This is a genomic window from Afipia sp. GAS231 (genome assembly GCF_900103365.1).
Taxonomy (GTDB): Bacteria; Pseudomonadota; Alphaproteobacteria; order Rhizobiales; family Xanthobacteraceae; genus Bradyrhizobium.
Map to the genome: position 1 here is coordinate 4,607,761 of NZ_LT629703.1, position 19,323 is coordinate 4,627,083.

The 19,323-nt window shown below is 55.5% G+C and carries 15 protein-coding genes; 11 read left to right on the top strand and 4 right to left on the bottom strand.

Annotation, left to right across the window (positions count from 1 at the left end):
- Positions 1-306 precede the first annotated feature (306 nt).
- Positions 307-2,550 carry a bifunctional diguanylate cyclase/phosphodiesterase gene (locus BLS26_RS21665; protein ID WP_092514492.1) on the top strand — a complete coding sequence of 748 codons (2,244 nt, stop codon included), beginning with the start codon at positions 307-309 and terminating at the stop codon, positions 2,548-2,550.
- 274 nt (positions 2,551-2,824) lie between these two features.
- Positions 2,825-4,012 (top strand): hypothetical protein, encoded by a 1,188-nt coding sequence (locus tag BLS26_RS21670; protein ID WP_244541648.1) that lies wholly within the window; start codon positions 2,825-2,827, stop codon positions 4,010-4,012.
- Positions 4,013-4,171: 159 nt separating this feature from the next.
- On the opposite strand, the gene BLS26_RS37280 is transcribed toward BLS26_RS21670, so the two are convergent.
- A complete protein-coding gene (locus tag BLS26_RS37280) occupies positions 4,172-4,381 on the bottom strand; it encodes a hypothetical protein (RefSeq protein ID WP_157676542.1) in 210 nt (69 codons plus the stop codon).
- 427 nt (positions 4,382-4,808) lie between these two features.
- On the opposite strand from BLS26_RS37280, the gene BLS26_RS35895 reads away from it, so the two are divergent.
- Complete coding sequence (locus tag BLS26_RS35895) at positions 4,809-5,054, top strand: hypothetical protein (protein WP_157676543.1); 246 nt, start codon at positions 4,809-4,811, stop codon at positions 5,052-5,054.
- Positions 5,055-5,428: 374 nt separating this feature from the next.
- On the top strand, positions 5,429-6,472 hold the full coding sequence (locus tag BLS26_RS21680) for an aromatic ring-hydroxylating dioxygenase subunit alpha (RefSeq protein WP_092514496.1): 1,044 nt from the start codon (positions 5,429-5,431) through the stop codon (positions 6,470-6,472).
- Positions 6,473-7,250: 778 nt separating this feature from the next.
- Here the strand turns inward: BLS26_RS21680 and BLS26_RS21685 are convergent.
- Together BLS26_RS21685 and BLS26_RS21690 are read right to left on the bottom strand one after the other, a co-directional pair.
- A complete protein-coding gene (locus tag BLS26_RS21685) occupies positions 7,251-8,342 on the bottom strand; it encodes an isopenicillin N synthase family oxygenase (RefSeq protein WP_092514498.1) in 1,092 nt (363 codons plus the stop codon).
- A gap of 211 nt (positions 8,343-8,553) precedes the next feature.
- Complete coding sequence (locus tag BLS26_RS21690; RefSeq protein ID WP_092514500.1) at positions 8,554-9,705, bottom strand: ABC transporter substrate-binding protein; 1,152 nt, start codon at positions 9,703-9,705, stop codon at positions 8,554-8,556.
- 113 nt (positions 9,706-9,818) lie between these two features.
- On the opposite strand from BLS26_RS21690, the gene BLS26_RS21695 reads away from it, so the two are divergent.
- Both BLS26_RS21695 and BLS26_RS21700 read left to right on the top strand, forming a co-directional pair.
- Complete coding sequence (locus tag BLS26_RS21695) at positions 9,819-10,010, top strand: hypothetical protein (protein WP_092514502.1); 192 nt, start codon at positions 9,819-9,821, stop codon at positions 10,008-10,010.
- Between the two features lie 297 nt (positions 10,011-10,307).
- Positions 10,308-10,505, top strand: a complete 198-nt coding sequence (locus tag BLS26_RS21700; protein ID WP_157676544.1) for a hypothetical protein — start codon at positions 10,308-10,310, stop codon at positions 10,503-10,505.
- Between the two features lie 419 nt (positions 10,506-10,924).
- Here BLS26_RS21700 and BLS26_RS21705 read toward each other — a convergent pair whose 3' ends face one another.
- The gene (locus BLS26_RS21705) at positions 10,925-11,374 is read right to left on the bottom strand and encodes a cupin domain-containing protein (RefSeq protein WP_157676545.1); all 450 of its coding nucleotides are present in this window, start codon (positions 11,372-11,374) and stop codon (positions 10,925-10,927) included.
- Positions 11,375-12,598: 1,224 nt separating this feature from the next.
- Between BLS26_RS21705 and BLS26_RS21710 the strand changes: the two genes are divergently transcribed.
- The 5 genes from BLS26_RS21710 to BLS26_RS21730 all read left to right on the top strand — a co-directional run bounded on the left by BLS26_RS21710 (position 12,599) and on the right by BLS26_RS21730 (position 19,202).
- Complete coding sequence (locus tag BLS26_RS21710) at positions 12,599-13,717, top strand: ABC transporter substrate-binding protein (protein ID WP_092514508.1); 1,119 nt, start codon at positions 12,599-12,601, stop codon at positions 13,715-13,717.
- Between the two features lie 939 nt (positions 13,718-14,656).
- Positions 14,657-15,022, top strand: a complete 366-nt coding sequence (locus BLS26_RS21715; protein WP_092514510.1) for a Rieske (2Fe-2S) protein — start codon at positions 14,657-14,659, stop codon at positions 15,020-15,022.
- On the top strand, positions 15,009-15,323 hold the full coding sequence (locus tag BLS26_RS21720; RefSeq protein WP_172804659.1) for a hypothetical protein: 315 nt from the start codon (positions 15,009-15,011) through the stop codon (positions 15,321-15,323). Before BLS26_RS21715 ends, BLS26_RS21720 begins: the two co-directional genes overlap by 14 nt.
- Before the next feature lie 14 nt (positions 15,324-15,337).
- Positions 15,338-16,573: an amidohydrolase family protein gene (locus tag BLS26_RS21725; RefSeq protein WP_092514514.1), complete on the top strand. Its 1,236-nt coding sequence runs from the start codon at positions 15,338-15,340 to the stop codon at positions 16,571-16,573.
- 331 nt (positions 16,574-16,904) lie between these two features.
- Positions 16,905-19,202 (top strand): xanthine dehydrogenase family protein molybdopterin-binding subunit, encoded by a 2,298-nt coding sequence (locus tag BLS26_RS21730; protein WP_172804660.1) that lies wholly within the window; start codon positions 16,905-16,907, stop codon positions 19,200-19,202.
- Positions 19,203-19,323 lie beyond the last annotated feature (121 nt).

Here is a 19,323-nt window from a genome sequence, read left to right on the forward strand (position 1 = left end):
CAATGCTTGGAAGTAGCGCGGCTGAACTAGTTGCCGACCCGGAACTGTACCTCAAGCGCGTCCATCCCGATGATCGCGGCCTTGTCGAGGCCTCGTTCTTAGCCGCACGAAGCGGCGCCGGGGCACCTTCGAATTTCGCTGCGTCGACACATCAGGGGGAGGTTGCTGTTGGTTAAAAAATCGATAAACGCCCGAGCAAGACGCCACAGGCACGCTGGTGGAAGTTTCGGGAGTTTTGGTAGACGTGACCGAACGTCGCGCGCCGTCGAGAGTGCGCAGGCCACGCTCGCACGCGCTAGAGAGCAAATGCGTGCCATTGGCGTCATCAGCAGAATGGACCTGTCCGACGATATCGAATCGTTGGCGCGCCATATCACCGAGGAAGCAGTTGCGGTGCTAGGCTGCGAAAGAGCGATCGTTTGGCGATTCAACGTCGACGAAACGCGACTGGTTTGCATTGATCTCTACGAGGCCTCAAGCGGAACGCATTCCGCCGGAATGATATTGAGCGAGAGCGAATACCGTCACGAATGTGAGGCGCTGAAGGAGGCTACCGATGTCGCCGTCGACGATGCCCTGCCCGATACAAGAATGGCCGAATATGTCGAAGACTATCTGAAGCCGCTGCGGATCACACCGATGCTGGATGCCGTGATCCGGGTTGGCGGCCGAAATCTGGGAATTCTTCGCTTCGAGCATGTGGACAAGCCGCACAGCTGGGCGCAGGACGAAATTGCCTTTGCGCAGCAGCTGGCGGATAAAATTGGAATTGGAATTCTTAATCAGCGACGCCAAACTGAGGAGGACAAGCGGCGAGCGAGTGAGGCGGAGTTGGCTGAAGCCCAGGAACTCGCCCATCTCGGGAGCTGGACGTTTGACGCTTGTAGCGATGTTTCGACCCTCTCCACGGAAAGTTACCGCATTCTTGGAGTGGACCCGAAGGCGTTTGATGGGTCGTACGAAGCATATTTGTCGCGTGTCCACCCCGATGACCGCGCTACGTTCGAGGAGGAATTTGCCAACAGTACCGCCAATCACGGGGACTACATGTGCGAGCATCGATTGGTCATGGACGACGGCAGCATCAAATGGGTTCACAACATCGGCCGGAACGCCTACGACGCGGAAGGACGCCATGTGCGGACCATCGGCACAATGCAGGATATTACTGAACGTAAGAAGGCAGAAGACCAGATCTCCCAAATGGCCCATTTCGATCATTTGACGGGACTTGCCAATCGTCGAGCATTTGTGAACGCGTTAAGACGCGAAATATCCAGGGTAGGACGAGGCGGGAAGAACTTTGCAGTTCTTTATCTCGATCTCGATCACTTTAAGGATGTCAACGACACGCTCGGCCATCCGATTGGCGACCTGTTGCTGCAATCCGTCGCCGAGAGGCTACAGGCGGCTATCCGTATAACAGACACCGTGGCGCGGTTCGGCGGCGACGAGTTCGCCCTTATCGACACCGACATCAGTGAACCTGCGGACGCCGCCGTGCTGGCAGACAAAGTGCTGAATACCATCGGCGCTCCGTTCCTGATCGGCGGCGACGAAATTCGCACCGGAGCGAGTATCGGGATTGCGGTATACGGAGCAGAGTCTACAGACGCGGAAATGCTCTTGTCGCATGCGGATCTGGCGCTGTACCGGGCCAAGGCGGAAGGTCGGGGAACGTATCGGGTCTTCACCGAAGCGATGGACAGTGAAGTGCGGGCACGAGTTACGCTTAGTGCGGAGCTTCGCAAGGCGATCGTGTCCGGGCAGCTCTTTCTCATGTATCAGCCGCAAGTAGATGCTGATACTGGTCGCATTGTCGGCCTGGAGGCGCTGGTTCGCTGGCGTCATCCCGAACGAGGTTTGATTTCGCCGGGGGAATTCATCCCGATTGCCGAGCGCAGCGGGATGATCGTTGCTCTCGGCAATTGGGTGATGTGCGAAGCCTGCCGGCAGACAAGGAAATGGCTCGATGCCGGCCTGGCGCCAAAGCTGATTGCCATCAACCTGTCGGGGCTACAGTTCAAGACGCCGCTCGAACTGGAAGCGAATCTCGCCGCAGTCTTGGAAGAAACAGGGTTGCCGTCGAAGCTGATCGAGCTGGAGCTTACGGAAAGCGTTCTCATGGAAGCATCGGGCGAGCACAATGACGTACTACTCCGACTTCGCAAGGAGGGATTTCGCCTTGCGATCGACGATTTCGGCACCGGATATTCGTCGCTAGACTATCTTCGCCGTTTCCCCGTTGACCGCATCAAGATAGCGCAGAATTTCATCTTCGGAATGATGGAGTCGTCCGACAGCAGGATAATTGTCAAGGCCGCCGTCGGCCTCGCGCGCGAACTCAAACTTGATATCGTCGTCGAGGGCGTTGAGAATGCTGAGCAGTTGAAGCTGCTGAGGAGCTGGGGATGCCGCACTATCCAAGGCTATTATTATTCAAAGCCGCTGCTGGCAAACGAGATTACCGCTATTTTGCGGAAGGGAGGCATCATTCGAGCTCGCAGCCACCGTAAAGTTTCATCGACCTCACCCGACAGACATACGTAGGCTTTGTGATCTCCTAGAAGACTCCCGCTCCAGAAGGTCGCGATCTTGTTATGGATGATTATCGCAAGCATGGCCTGTCGACGGTGCAAAGACTGGTTCCTTCAAGGCCGACATCTGATCTGTTCGACGCGATGAGCAGGCGTTCGGCGGCCGTCAATCCCTGATTGCTAACGTTATGATTGTACTCTAAATCCAGCGCCCGCTCAATTATTTGGTCCAAGTACGCGACCTTTGCACGCATCGCGATGAAAGAACTAGTCTTAGGACTTTCCAGATGACAACAAAGGATAGAATTCCAGCAGACCGAGTCCGAGGATATCTCGGACATTTGCCGCGGCAGTCACGCAGCAGCCTGCTCGCCGAAATCGAGCGGATGCAGATGTATGGACAGGATATCTCTGGCTTCGAGGCGATCCTCGCAGAATTGCGCGCGGAGTTTCGAAAAGACGGGCAGTCTCATAGCCGGGTCGGCAATCCATCGCGCTATTTCTTCAAGCCCATAGAAGCGCTGTTCGTCGATCGCGCGGCCGAGCGTGCGAATTCCGGCCAGATATCGCGAGGGTCGCTGGCGCCGATCTGGGACTGGATCAGCTTGACTGTGTTGCCAGCCATGGCGCGCGATTATGATGACCAGATGAGGCCATTAATCGTTGCGAACGATCTGAAGGAGGCTGGACTCGTTGCCGCTGCCTTTCAATCCAAGGTCGTCAAAAGCGTCGAAGGGATTCTGGCGTCCCCCGAGGGGACTGAGCGGGTGCGAAGTGGCCTCGCTAAATATACAAGTTCTCACGGCTGCATTAGCGATCTAACGAAGATATTGTCCGCCATGCGGGCGCGGGACGCGATTGTCGCTTTCAACGAGGTGCTGCCACCCACGATAGATAATCTCGAGGGTGAAACGCTTGCCAAGGTGCGAGCTCTTTTGGATGCGTTCGCGACAAAGCATCCTGAAGCGCTGCCATTCGCGCTCACGATGACGGAAAAGCGCTTGAAAACACCGTGGCAGCAAATCCGTCTCGCGACCAAGATAGCCCAGGGTTCTAACGCCAAAGATCTAGCGGCGACAGCCTATGCGATCACCGTGCCAATGGTGCTGGATCACCTCGAAGATAAACGGATGGCGCTGAGCCAGGCCTTGAAGAACAACCGCATTCTCGTTGCCAAAGATATCCTAATTGAAATCTATGATACCGAACATGCATTGCAGGTGGGGATCGGTGAACTCAACAAGTCCGATTGGGGACACCGGCTTGACGAGTTAATGGCGGCGGTTACGGCTGATTTGCAGGCCGAACTTAAAATCCTCCCTGGCAAGGTTCACCACGTCCTCGGATCGGTCCGCCGTCACGGTGGTCCCCCCGGGTTGCTGGCCGACCTCGCGCAGAAGGGCTGCTGTGCTCTCGTTAGCGGCATGTCCTATTGCCGGGATATAATGGGTATCGGTCATAAACCTGACGGCTAAAAAAATCGCCGCGGATATCGTCAACTCTTCCGATACATCTCTGAAACGTTCCTCCCGGAATTGACTAGCGCATACCGCAGGCACATGCCTTGGCGAACGCAGGTTGAGCGGGCGTAATATTTATGAGCGACGCCAGATTTCGACGTTCCTGTCGCATCGTCATCGCCCGCCGCAGGATGCGCAGACCGTTAAACTGCTCAAAAGAAACGGGCCAGTCACGATCCGAGGCGCAGCGGCGCGGGGATCTCGGCCCTTCAGTGAGGCGGTGGCCGCGTCGAATTCGCTCTTTGATATAATCGGCGGAACATCGATGACGATATGCTCGCTGCCGGGATTCTCGCACTGCGTTTTGGCGTAGCGTTTGTTCAAGATCCATTCGCCAATATGGGACCGTGTTCGTCAGAATCATGGGCACAGCGGCGACGCCGAACAGGCCGCCCGTGCGGGTGCGGTATCCGCGCTCGTTTAGCCAGGAGGCGATCCTTTGACGCCGATTGGTCCGGACTCTCCGTCACCGAGCCGATAGAGTTTAAAAAATGCGCGAAGTGCGTCCCGTAGGCCCAGACGTCAAGCTGATTCTACGCGATAACCTGTTTGTTCATCCTGTTCGAGAAGCCGGCTTCGGTAGCGTTCGGCAGGTAGACATAAGTCAGGCTGTTCTCGTTGACGAAGAAGAACGGCAGGATGGCTATGGGCGCTTCGCCGCTTTCATGCTCTTCATTGCTCCCACTAGTGGTTAGTCGCTCTATGAGACGCAGAACCTCTCCAACGTTTGCTTTCCATGAGAGCCGTATCCTTGGCCGCGGCTGTCGCGCGGACACCCGTCCGTCCACGGAATCTCTTTAAAGCCACATGGGCCGACGACCCCTACATCGTTGCGACTGCAATCTCGTTTCAGAGCGGTCGCGGCATGATCGCGATCGAGCCTTGTGCCAAGCTCAAGGGCCATGTGCTCGAATTCCAGTTCGTGCTCGAACTTCCGCTCGGCTTCGGACTTAGGATGGATCGGCACATTCGAATATTGCGACTCCAGAAACGCTAAGTCCGCGGCCAGCTCCGCTGCCGTGGGCACAACCACGCTCCCTCCATTGAGTTAGGTTTTTGATTGGTGTCAATGATAGCACGTAGAGTCGTCGTTCTATCAAAATAGTTGAAGCTCATCATCGCGCTGCAGCACCGAAGGTAGCAGTTTTTTGAAAGAAGTTTTGTCGTCGTTGCGTTGGCAATCGGAGCCGTAGGCGCCATCGCTAATCAATCATCAAGTCGGGGAAAGGGGCCATGGAATGCGTTTGGGCATCTTGCTACCCGCCGCATCTTGCGTCCGTGGTTTGAATTTTACCGGGCTTCTGAGAGAGCGGCCGTTTCATAAAACGGCTTGCTGCGGGACAATCAACAACACCCTGGAAAGGATTCGAGATGCGTGTTCAGCACAACGTTTGGTATGTCTGTGCCTTGTCTGAGCAGATTGATCGGCAATTGCGTCGTAAGGTGATCGTTGATGAGCCTGTCCTGCTCTATCGTACCGAGGCCGGGCAAGTCATTGCCCTCAGGGACCGGTGTCCGCATCGCTTCGCGCCGCTAAGTCGGGGCAAACTGCTGAATGATGTCGTCCAATGCGGGTATCATGGCCTGCAATTCAACACGGACGGCAGTTGCGTTCACAATCCTCATGGCAATGTTATCGCGCCAAACAATAGAGTAAGAAGTTTTCCGGTGATCGAAAGACACGGTTTGGTCTGGCTATGGCCGGGCGACCCCGAAAAGGCATCTCCCGACGTCATTCCAGATCTCTCGTACATGACCGCGCCAAATCTCAAGACAGTTCACCGCTATCTGGAAGCAAACTATCGCCATGACATTCTTGTCGACAATTTGCTAGATCTTACACATACCGACTATCTGCATTTGGGCTCATTCGCGAGCGGGGCATGTGAGCGCAGCGACATAAAGGTCACGGAAACGAACAATGAAGTCATGACTGTCTTGTCTCAGTTCAATGCGCCGGCTCCCCCGCACATGCTCAACAGCTCTATCGATCGTGTCGATCTGCAGTACCGCATACGGTGGCATCCCGGCCAGGTCATGACATTTGAGATGGCGACCGCTCCGGTTGGGGGGGATCTAGCGACCGCCCCGTTCTATCGCTTTGCGCACATAGCGACTCCGGAGAGCGACAACAAAACGCATTATTTCATATCGTTCACCCGCGATTTCGACCTCGATAACCTCGAACTCGATCGTCAGATCGCCGATTTTCAGGTTGCCGCTATCGAGAGAGAAGATGGATCGATGTTGGAGGCAGTACAAGCCGAAATGCGGAATGGCGATTTGCACGAGATGCGGCCGGTGATGTTGCCCACGGACGCAGGCGCTCTACGCGTGCGGCGTATCATCAAGCAGCTTGTAGAAACGGAAGAAGCGGGACGACGACGGGTCGGCAATATCTTGGCCGAAGCCTAGTGTCTGAGGAGTATTTCGATGGCCACAGGGTCGATTTCGATCGGGTTTGCGCTGGATTTCTGGCGTAGTCTAGGGCCTCGGCCGCCCGATCGCATGCGGCCTTCGGCGAGAACACCCGCTCCTTGAGGCTCGGGTCGGTGCCGTCGATCGTCCCGGCTTCAATAGCCGGGTAGAGGCGGCCTAGGCGCTCTTCGGCCTGGCGGGCAACATCGACGATCCGGCGATCGGCAGAAGCCTGTCGTTCGTCCCGCCGAGACTTGAGGGCTGGCAAAACGGAGGTCATGCGTTCCGGCTGAAGCAATTGGTCGGCAGCGTCTCGACGATGAGCTTCTCAATCACCGGGCGGAGGAATCTTGTGGTTGGCGCTATTCCCGCCCTCTGCCTCCTTATGCCGCCCCTGCTTGGTAGCCTGGATGCACTTGTAATAGGTGTAGATCTTCCCGGTCCGGGACTGCCCGTCGCCGTGGTCAGCGCACAGGATGTTTTGCAATCACACCGCACCAGACCGCCGGGCAGGGACGGCGCCGAAGTCAGCGCACGCCGGTGTAGGCTCCCCGGGAAGCGCTCGACCGCCGCCGCGCGCCCAGGCAAACAAGGAAGTGCTCGCGTTTATGGACCGGGCGCGCGCGGTCCTCTGGGGATCCGAGGAGAACAATTGCGACCATGCGATGGCAGCTCGTTCTCGTCCCTCGTCAAAAACTTGCTGCGATGTCCCTGCTGCGCCGCTCCGATCAGGCACCTCCCGAAGTACAAAACTTTATGACGCAGTAAGATTAGTTTACGTCCCGTTGTTCACCTTGAGTCGTTGAGCTGTCTCAGCAGCTACGCTCGCACGACCTTGGCGCTGCGCCTGCTCAAGCAGTACTTGGTAGTATCCTCCTGCTTCCACAGGCTCGTAACGCGCAGGGTTACCGGGTCCCTGACAGGTTTCGAGACAACGGACTATCGTGTCGCCATGCGGCGATACAAAGAACGCCGCAGACAGTCGGTTCGCGGAATTAATATTCAATCCGCGATGAAGCGTGGATACGTAGAGATCGTTGGTCCAGCGCGCGAAGAGATCAGCAACATTAACGACAAACGTGCCGGGCCTTGGCGGCACGTCGATCCACTCTTCAGATGCATTCCGCACCTGGAGCCCACCCACATTGTCCTGTAGTAGTATCGTGAACATGCCATAGTCAGTGTGTGGCGAAAAACTCCACTGCGTCGGCTTCACCACGGCGGGGTCGACGGACGGATAATAGTTGAGTGCGAGCCAGCAACTCGGATCCTCAACATAGGCATCAAAATAGTCCTCAGGGAGGTGAAGGCTGAAAGCGAACGCACGCACCAGAGCCCTGCTGACACCGACAAGGCGCCTGAGATATTCCTTTAACATAATTTCGAAGCCCGGAGCGATTTCCGGCGCAGGCCATAACGTACGGGTTCCCTCCTTGAAATGACCAATCGCAGGCTCGCCCGGCCCGGGTTCAGGAACCGACAGGAACCGCTCTTTGATGTCAGCGGTCTGGCCAGCCTCGGAAGCGCGGTTTTGCACAAAACCGGGGCGCTCCAGGCCCTGCATCTCGACTGTCATTTTGTCGGCAAGTGGCAGCGTAAAAAAGCGCTTCGATTCGGACACGACATTGTCCAACTCAGCAGCAGTGAAGCCATGACCGCCGAGATAGAAGAAACCTGTATTGACACAAGCTTCATGCAGCGCATTAGCCGATCGCTTGCGCTCCTCGAGCGTGCTCTTATTGAGGAACGGATCGAGGTCGATCAGAGGAAGATTCGTTACAGCTACGCGCTCCCGTCGCGAGCCGATTGTGCGATTGTCGAACTCTTCATATTTATTTACTTCCTTGTCTTGAACTACTTGGACCACTTCTTCCTCCTTTAGCCGTTGGCGGAATGTGCGATTAACTCAGCAAATTTATCTGCTTCCTTGTCTCGAACCACATTGGCCAGTTGTTACTCTCTCTTTTTCGGCCGCCACGGGTATCGGGTAAACTCTAGCTATGGATACTCGGCGACAAGAGTGTCTGCTCTGCCACGGCAGGCAGATGCTCCTGCATCCGCTATTTTTTATCTCGCTATCACCGCTGACCCAGAGCATCAGTGATGGTTTTGAGCATTCCAAAGCGCTGAAAAAAAACCTCCTCGGTATCATTGTCGATGTACTCGATCCCGCTGCGCGGGACGAGATAGCTGGGCACGCCGGTGTTAACGTCGGACCGCCGGCTGACCTCCAACATGACTGATTCATAGACTTCCTGACCGGGCTTGCTCACATACCAGTTGGCGAACACTTTTGCGGCATTCGGGTGTGGAACTCCCCTGGCTTGCTTGATGACGCTGAAGCCAGACGCCAAGTAGCCAGGCGCATCTTCCGGCAAAACTACACCGATGTTCTTGAAATTGGCCCGGAAACGTTCAACCTCGCTTTGAACGCCACCAATAAGGATCGGCGCCGTCCCGCGAACCACGCCCTCCATCAACGCGCGATAATCGACGGACAATTTGACCTGCTGGCCCAGATACAGGTCCTTGATGAATTCGAGGCCGAACGCTCTATAGAACCAATTGGAGACGCCTTGCCCAGATCCTGGGAAGCGGGGATCGTGCGCTGCGATCTTTCCGCGGTACTTCGGGTCGAGTAGATCTTTCCAGGTCTTGATTTCATCTGGCTTCACGACGTCCGTGTTCACCACCAGCCAGCCGAAGACGTAGTCTGCGCCGAGCAGAAGATACTGACCGGCATTGTCAAAGAACTTGTATTTGCCGTCGCGGAAATTTTGGGGCGCGACACCCGGAAGCATCAACTGCGGCAGGATCGGTTCCAGCAAATTGTCCCTCATCATCATGAGTTCCCAACCGCCACTCAGCACAGCGTCAATTGTCACATTCTTTGCGCGCGCTTCCGCTTCAAAACGAACCGACTGCTCAGAGGTACTGCCGCCGAGGAAATTAAGCCGAACACCGGTGTCCCGCTTGAAAGCAGCGCTCATCTGCACGGCCAGCGTCGGAAATCCCGCAACATTGACTTGGCCTTCGCTGCGGGCCGCCGCGAGAACACGATTCCATTCCGGTGGAGCGCCGTCCTGCCAATCGGCATTCGCTTGAGCGAAGACACGGCTGCCGGAACCAAGTACTGCGCCTGTTGCTAGCGCACCGCCGAGCAAATCGCGCCGGGAAATAGCCGCCGCGCTTGAGACCAACTTGATACGCGATCGGAGCTCATCAGCCATTCCGAGGCTCTTTCACAAGCAGTCAGTCGAGAAGCATTCGCCTATAATATATAAAAGCTTTACATATAAAATATCGTCACAAAACCTCGCTGTCAACAAACACGGGGAGTAAAATGACCGATAGGGTGTGGGATCGCTTCGTGTCCAAGCGCGACCAGCAGGTACGCGCTGCCGCTGGCCACGACAAACGCGTAGGCTTCGGCAAGCGCCCGGCAATTTCAGCGGCGCGCGTCAAGGACCTTCCCATCATTTATGCCTCGGCTGCATTTAGAGACGATGCCTGGGATGGCGGCAGCCGGGTGTAGAAGAGCAGTCGTGTCAGAGAGCGCTGCTGGCCCAGCGCAGCAACGCAGACGGAAATAAGATCGTCTCGGAGCGCGGTGGTTGCGTCGCTGCTTGCCGAGGATTGGGGCCGGCATACAAGCAACGCTGGTTGGGAAGCACGATGGATTGTTCCACGAGCGTTTAGCATCGGAGACTCGATCGAGGGACTACCAGACCTCGTTCGATTGCGTGGAAAACACGAACTCACCTCCGACAACCTGCCGCGTTTTCTGTAGCTTTCAAATCCGCAAGATCCAACTACAGCCAAGGTGTTGTTCGTGAATGATATACCTTCCGTGTTTGGTCCGTCCGCCCGCGACGCCGTTGAGATCACCAGCGATCCACTTGTGATCGATATCCGTCAAAAGCTTCTATGGCTGAAGGCGCTCGAGGCGAAGGGGCCGACGAATGACATAATCCATCTACCAAACAAGCTCGGCATAAGTCGCTATATGTTTATTGGCGACCGTTCGTGAGATCGGGGCCGAAAGACGGCACCTCGGGAACGATTGCGCTCGTTCCGCGGAGCGACCGCTCTCGTAGTTTGGGCCCCGCGTGCCGCCCGCTTCCCGACGTCCGTTCCGGGGGGCAATAACAGAAGTGCCGGTCCCGAGATAGGATTTCCGCTCTGACTCCGTGAGCGGACATCGGCGGAGCTCTTGATTGCTATCTGGTGTGAATTTTAGACAGCTGTTCGATCCAGATTTCCGGTGTCATCGAGGGCACTTTGAGGGCAGAACGGTTGTTCGCGAATTCGATCGTGAGCAATCTTGGCAGGGCGTCGGTCTGTCCTGCCAGCAGCATTAGTTTGGACGAGACCAGCGCCCCCAGCTAGGCGGCCAGCGATCAGTACTTGGCTTGCGGCAATATGTTTCCTATCAGCTCGCGGCTGCCCTCAATCGAGACCGTAGCGCGCCCGGTTAGCGGCAGCATTCGCTTGAATAAACGCTTCGCGATCGGCGCCTTGGAGCGTCTGTAGCGTTGCAAATTCGTCTCGGTTGAACTGAGTTTGGTCACCCCGCGGACGGAAATTGATGAAGCTGACTCCGTTTTGTCCCGCGATGAAAGAGTAAAGTGTGTTGCCAGGTATATAGACCGAAGATCCAGGGCCGAGCGTGCGCTGGCCCATGATCAACTCTCCCCCAACGACATACACAATCTCATCTTCGAGATGGGCATGGATTGCGGTCCGGAAGCCCGGCGGCATGTGGACCTCATGACATTGTGGCGCATCGGCGCCGAACGAATGTCGCATCCAGCCAGCCGATTCCGTCTTGGATCCGGCCAGCGTCTCCGCGACTACATCGGGCGCTTCCCTATCGTAGAAATGCATCTTTTTTAGCATGAAGCCTTCTTTCAAAATTGAGGTGGGTCGGTACTCGGCCGTCCAACGAAGCGAGAGTGCGAGCTGGTCAAAGACCAAAACGAGTGAATATCGCGAATATCAGACGAAGCTATGGAACATATTTTCCCCTCGCGAACGTTTTCAGTGTTGCGGATTTTGGGATTCCCTCTCGCAACGCGCATACAATGCTCAGCCAAAGCTGCCGCCCACGCCGACAAGGCAGGCGCACTCGAAGGGCTGAGCGATAAGAGATCGCACACGGGTGGTCGCAGATAATGACACGTCCGTCGAACTCCTGGTCACCTACACCCGCAAGAACGGTTACTGGACGTTGGCGCAAGTGACCTCGATCATCCGCTTCCCCATGTACTCCGACCTCTCGCTGCCGTACGCGCGAGAACCAGACGCCAAGTCGTTTCGAGTAAATGCTTTAGCCGCAACGTTAGTGCCATACCGCAGAGGCGGGGCGGGCTCGGGAGCATGGTGCCTTCATTGCTCGATCACCGCGAAGAAGGTTTTCACAACGCCCGCTCGGTAAGAAACTGTGAGACTCCCTCTCCATGAGAAACTGTCGCGCCAGCGTATATTTTATGTCTCGAGTAATCTGCAGGCAAGTCCAAAAGCAACAGTTCAAGCTCAAAGCTTATAGATGCTTCACAAATCGCTTGCGGGAGAAGAGCGCCACACGGAGCCGACCATCTGCGCGACAGACAACTTTTCAGAACTTCAGACATTTGATTAAGCATCGATTGCTGTCAGCTTGATCGCAAAGGTCGTAATCTTCAGGGGATGCGAGGAGCCGGCAACGGGGTGCAATTCGCGTGCGGGTAGAGTGCTCGCAAGAGGTCATCGAAATTCTCTCACTGGTACGTGTTTAGTGGCTTTAGGACTCGCCTATAGCGTCACACCTGCTGCGCGCTGACGAAGTGAGCGAGCTTCGTCCGCCCTGGGTATCGGTCCGTCCGGTACGGGGCAACATCTAGGATCAATGCTAAAGGCGACCTTCTAGAGTTCTTGCAGATCGCCAACCTCGTGGGCACCATGTGATCACTCCGCTTGCCCCTGTACCGCGCTGGGAGCCGTATGTGGGATCGATAGGCCAACGCAGGCGCATTCTGATGCACCTTCGCGGAGTCGAGGTAGCGCTATTCTGTTAGAAAAGAGTGCGGTGCTTTAGGCTTTGTGTAGCGATCTTATTCACTCACGGAATCAAGGGTGCGTAGCATGCCGAAAACTTCAGCTATTTCTCGTCGTGACCTAATCGTAGGTTCGTTAGCAGCTGGTGCAATGTTTGGCTCACAGCATCGCTCTCTCGCTCAAGCAAGCGCTGACTGGCAGGCTGGTGCCCCGCCGGAGTGGTTTGACATTCTTGCTGCAGCTCGCCGTGAAGGCCAAGTAAATATAGCCGCGTTTCCGGCGCTTTCCGCCAAGATGAGCGCTGCTTTCAAGCGGGACACCGGGATTCAAATAAACTTTATTGGCGGCAATACGGCGGAGCAGTCAGCGCGCCTCGCAGCAGAAGCTCGAGCGAAAAATGTGACGATTGATGCAGCGATAGGTGGCGCGTGGGAACTGCAGCTTATGAGGGAGAATTTGCTAGAGCCGATATTGCCGCAGTTGATCCTTCCTGGTGTCGCACCTGAGAATTTTCACGGTGGTAAGCAAAAGTTTTTCGACAACGCAGGTCGGTACCTTCTGGTCGGCTCGAACTATGTCTTTGGCTGGCTTGTAGTTAATACCGACCTAGTTAAGCCCGAAGAAATTACGACCTGGAGAGACCTGCTCAAGCCGGAGTTTCTCGGAAAAATTGCAGCGGTCGATCCACGCTTTCCTGGATCAGGACAGGGCGTATCCAATTGGCTTTTTCGATCGTTTGGTCTGGACTTCATCAAGGAGCTGTATATCGGTCGGCAAGTAAAAATGTCAGTGGACTATCGACAGTTAATGGATGGCCTTGTTCGAGGAACCACACCAATTGTCATTGGCATGGTCCAAAGCCAGGTGGAGCGGTTTCGCGCCAGCTTTAAAACGGTCGGCGTTGTTTTGCCGGAAGATGCGCCTGGTTATTTGGCGTCGGGATTTAGCGTCATCAAGCAAGCCCAAGGTATTCCGCATCCCAATGCGGCGAAGGTGTTCACCAATTGGTATGTTAGCAGGCCTGGTCAGGAAGTTTACGAATCGGTCATGTTGGAGGTTAGTCGTCGGAACGACGTGAATACTGGTGTGCCCGACTATCTCGTCGCTCGAGAGAACGTTAAATACTTCGACTATGATAATGAGGACGTTTTTTTTGAAAAGTTCGCCGCGCTCCGACTTATCAATGCGGCGTTCGGGCAGCGATGAATGCCGAATAGACGAATGACTAGCGCAAAGATACATTCGCGTACTACCGCGGCCGTAAGCGCCGAGATGGCTCACGATGGACAACAGCATCTGACTCCCTTGTGTGTGAGGAGCGGTTCGCTTCGCAGCGAAGACATCTGCTTCAAGCTTGCGGTTGACGATCCCGCCCCGGTGGCTGTGATCCATCCCACGGTGATGCGCAATGCACGAATGCTCAGCTCTACGTTAGGAACGCTGTTGCAGAGTGCAGCAAATTAGAAGCGCAAATCAGCGGGCCGGATGCGAGCGCACATTGCTCGTTATCAACGGGAGGCTAGAGTCAAAGGGGGGTTACAACAGTGAAAGCGGCGTTTTAGGGACGACGTGAGGACGCCTGATTGCTGACAGAGCAGGGAAGTTATACTGCGGACTAGTCATCTCCCGCCGTCGCGCATGTTTGGCGACGCGATCGCTGGGCGGTTGGAGGCAGCTTTCGTTAGTGCGGTTGTGACAATGTTGATTGCGCTGGCTACAGCCTTGTTCGTTGTTCGGATGTGCGACGGAAATTCGATTCAGATGGCGATACAACTCTTCTCTGATCCACCGGGAGGCTGGGGCCGCCAGATAGCGAGCGCGAGATGTTTCACTGATGAAGACGGTTCTCACAAAACTATTCAAGGTATAGATATTTTAAGCTTATAACGCTTGCTGAGGCCATTCGAGTATGCTAACTAAAAACTCATAGGATCGCGCGCCGCCTTCTTGATTGGGTCGCCCCATCTTTCGAAATCATGATGCGAAATCATTTTTTCTTCGGGGTTGGCTGAGTTGCTTGAGAAAGTCCGCCCATGCGGTTTTGCTCAGGCGTGAATTTAAATCAAGTCTGATTGGACTGCTTAATGGCAGCGGCTGGCGGCGTTCCTGCTTCGGTTGATCCAGTGCGAAAATAGGGAGGGCGTCATGGCGCGGGTTTTCGTGTGCAAGGATGGAGAGCTCAAAGACGGCGACGTTCGTATCGTGAGCGCGGGAACAAGCGAAATCGGCGTATATCGGCACGCTGGCCAGTATTACGCATATCGGAATCATTGCGTTCACCAGGGCGGTCCAGTTTGCGAGGGTGTCAAAATTGGAAAAGTGGTCGAAATTTTGAATTCCGACCGTGGATATGCCGGCGAGGTGTTTGACGACAGCGACCCGCACATCGTCTGTCCTTGGCATGGCTGGGAGTATCGTCTTCTGACTGGTGAAAACGCCGTTGATCCTAAGATGAAACTGAAGCGGTACGAAGTTGTGCATAGCGGCGGGGTTATCTATGTCGATGCCTGACGATCTGCTCTGCGCGGATGTCGCCGCGGTCGCGTTGCGTCTGCGTGCCGCATCTGGTGATCCTTCGCTGTTATCGGATGAGGCGCTCCAACAGCTTCTCTGCGCCGCAGTGCGATTATACGGTCAAAAGAATGTCGATGGTCAGTGTATGCGGGCCTTTCCAGAGGGAGGCGGTGGCGTGACGGCAACCGACGTCATGATTGCCACGACAGCCATGCTCCATGCCGTGAACGTGCAGATGTTTGAACTCGGAATGTGGCAGGCCTGGACAGGCACTCACTCGCTGCATCAGGGCGAGTAATAAGGATAAAAAAAATGAACGAGATGAATCCCGGCGGTTTCCGCGATCATTCTTTGGATGAATTCGATACAACTAAGCTGCTTGGCAATGCGCGTAAGCAAGCTGAGGATCGTGGATATGAAGACTTCCTAATTGTCGACGTGGATTCTCATCATTACGAAACAGATAATTTTTCTGAGATCATCGAATATATCGAGGATCCTGTGCTGCGGCATGCTGCGCAATTCTCCAAAGGCGGAGTTCTGTTGGCAAGCCAAGGTCCAATGGGTAACCAAGAGATGTCAGGGCGTATTACGCGGTATTCGGGGCGGCGCCGAGAAAAGACGCCGCCAGAGCCGCACCGCGAGATCACGCTGACTAAACGCTGGATGGATGCGTTGGGCGTGGACATCGCATGTCTGTTCCCGACGCCGATGCTCGCTCTTGGTATGCACCCGCGCGTTAACGTCGAGGTCGAGTTGGCGACTGCGTATAATAGGTGGCTTTGTGAGCGCGTAATGTCGCAGGAGAGGCGCATCAAATCGATGCTCTATCTACCCATGAACGATCCTGATCGTGCACTAAAGATGATCGAAGAGTTCGGCGACAAGCCTGGAGTAATCGGCTTCCTTGTGACCACCGTTCGCTATAAACCGATTTATGACAATATCTACCTGAAGATATACGCGGCATTGGAGGAGCGAGGTTTGCCGCTGGCGTTTCATGCAGGCTACAATTGGAACGACCAGATGATCTCGACCGCTAACAAATTCATTACCGTGCATGCGCTTGGATTCACTTTTTACAATATGGTCCATATGACCAACTGGCTGATGAACAGCATGCCAGAGCGATTTCCCAAGTTGAAAGTGATTTGGATTGAGAGCGGGCTGGCGTGGATCCCCTTTTTGATGCAGCGTCTCGACAACGAGTACATGATGCGTTCATCGGAAGTGCCTGGTCTGAAAAGACTTCCAAGCGATTATATGCGCGAGATGTTCTACACTTCACAGCCGATGGAGATGGTAAACAACCGAGAAGCACTTGAGTTGACGCTCAAGATGATCAATGCTGAGACGCAGCTTCTCTACTCTTCGGATTACCCGCATTGGGACATGGATTTGCCGAGCGCAATTTTTGACCTGCCGTATCTCAGCGACCAGGCAAAGCGCAATATTCTGGGAGAGAATGCGCGTAAGTTATTCAACCTCGAGCCCACGCTCTCCGACTTCAAGCTTGCGCGTCAACAATCCCGCGGAATGAATCGGTGAAATCGGCTGGGATGTTTCTTGCGGTCGCAGGGCTTCGGCGAGCCGCAGTTCGCTGCGATAGCGCGCGAGTGGCGAAAACGCGGTGTGCCGGCTTGCCGAGACGGCGCCTGCCGGTTAATGGACGCCGCCATCGCCTCTAGAGTTTCCGTAGGCCGCCCTTCCTGATACGGCGCTTGGGAGATCGCGTTCTCCTAAAGGCTGTCTTGCCGCACGAGCGATATTTTGGTCGAGCAACAGTCGATTCAAAGATCCCTTGGCATCCACGAAGTTGTTGCATTGGCCGCCGTTGGCGGGAACCACAGTGCTATCGAAAACACCGGAGATGGGGGCCATGACAATTGAATTCCGCGGACGACGAGAAGATGTCCGGCTGCTCAAAGGTCAGGGGCGTTATACGGCGGATTGGTCGCTTCCAGACGAAACCCATGCCTGCTTCCTGCGAAGCGACCGGGCGCATGCCGATATTGTTTCGATCGATGCCAGCCAGGCAATTGCTCTGCCGGGCGTCATAACTGTCTTGACCGGACAGGATGTCATCGCGGCTGGCCACAAAAACGCTCCTAACCCGGTTTGGTTTCTCGGAAAGGGCGAAATGAAATTGCGGACGCCTCGGCGGCCTTGCCTCGCAACGGATCGCGTTCGCTATGTAGGGCAGGAAGTCGCGTTGGTGGTGGCTAGCTCCGCGGCCATAGCCCTAGACGCCATCGAAAACATCCTCGTAGAGTACCGCGATCGTGATGCGATCATTGAACCCGAAGAGGCTCTGCGCGCCGACGCCCCCGTTCTACATGAGGATCAGCCGCACAACATCGCGTTCGAATATGAATATGGCGACGCCGCTGCGACAGACGAGGCCTTTCGGGGGGCGCGGCACGTGGCTCGGGTTAATTTGGATTGCCAACGCATGGTTGGCAATCCGATGGAGCCTAAGTCATGTCTAGCATCTTACGACGCAGGCACTGACACCCTCGAAATGTATTTGCCGACGCAAGGCACGTCCATGATGCAGGCCGAGTTCGCGGCCGCACTGGGAATGCCAATCGAACGAATCCGTTTGCACGCGCAGGACGTCGGCGGTGGGTTCGGCGTACGCGGCGAGGTGTATCCCGAATACATGGCGCTAGCGTTGGCGGCGAAAACGATAGGCCGACCTGTCAAGTGGCTTGGTACGCGCTCGGAATCTTTTGTCAGTGATCATCACGGACGCGCGGAAAGGCACATGGCGGAGCTTGCGCTCGACGAGAATGGCCGCTTTTTGGCGATCAGAGTAGAATGGCTCGTCAATATGGGAGCATTTTGTTCCAATGCAGGTCCGTATATCCATACGTTGGCGCACCAGGGACAGGTAGCGGGGCCGTATTTGACGCCGACCGCTTTTGGCTTCCACCGACTTCTATTCACCAACACAACGCCGACGACTGCTTATCGCGGAGCAGCGAGACCAAATACAGCGTACATCGTCGAGCAGTTAATCGATGAAGCGGCGCAGGTAACCGCGATCGATAGGATCGAATTACGGCGACGCAACCTTATTCCGAAAGACGCATTTCCGTACAAGACTCCTGCCGGCGCAGTTTATGATAGTGGCGATCCCCATCGTCTTATTGATCGTGTGTTGTCAAGCTGTGATTGGGCTGGATTCGAAGAGCGACGGGCCGGCTCCGCAAAAGGCGGCAAGCTAAGAGGGCTTGGCGTTGCTATGTTCATTGAGCCATCGGGCGGCGGGCTTAAGGACGAGGTGTCGATCAAGTTTGCTTCATGGGGAGGCGTTGACATTTTTTCGCCCGTTGGCCCATCCGGACAAGGGAACGAAACTGTCTTTCCTGAAATTGTTGCGGAGCATCTCGGCCTTCCCGTGGATAAGGTCGTTTTGCGCTACAATGATCCGGACGGCCCGATCCTTTCAGGTCTCGGCTCAATTTCATCCCGGACGCTTATGAACCATGGCAGCGGCTTTGTTCTTGCCGCGCAAGAAGTGATTAAGAAAGCCACGCTGCTAGCTGCCGACGTCCTCGAAGTTTCGGTTCCGGATGTCGCATTCAAAAGCGGCATGTTCCGGGTAGAAGGGACCGACCTCTCCATCGGTTTGCTGGATCTTGCACGACGCTACTTTGTTGGAAGAGGAGAGCACCCGTTGGACGTGAAGACGGAGAGTGCTGCTGTGACAGCGTGGGCGACAGGCGCGCACGCTGCCGAAATCGAAATCGACGCAGAGACAGGCGAGCTCGAGATCCTACGGTATGTCGCCGTCGACGATTGCGGGCGACTGATTAATCCGACGATCGTCGCTGGGCAAATTCATGGTGGGATAGCTCAAGGTGTCGGCCAAGCTATCGGCGAGGCCTGCATCTATGACAACGTGACTGGCCAACTTATCACCGGTTCCTTCATGGATTATTTTATGCCGCGCGCCCGCGACCTTCCCTTCTTCGAGCTACATGATGAGCCGACCTATTCGCCGACTAATCCGCTTGGAGCGAAAGGGGTGGGCGAGGCAGGAACGACTGGCGCGGTACCAACTCTTGGAAGCGCTCTGCGCGATGCTTTGAAGCCGCTCGGAATTTACCACGTCAATATGCCATATACGCCTGCCCGTCTGTGGTCGCTGCTGAAGTCCGCGCGTGATTGATGCGTCAGTTGAGCGCTGAATGGATCGTCATGTTTTTGCGATGAACGATGTTCTCTTGCACGTGCGATATCTGCGGCTGTTGAGCCGTGCTGATCTCAGATGCTGGCTGGCGATGCATCGT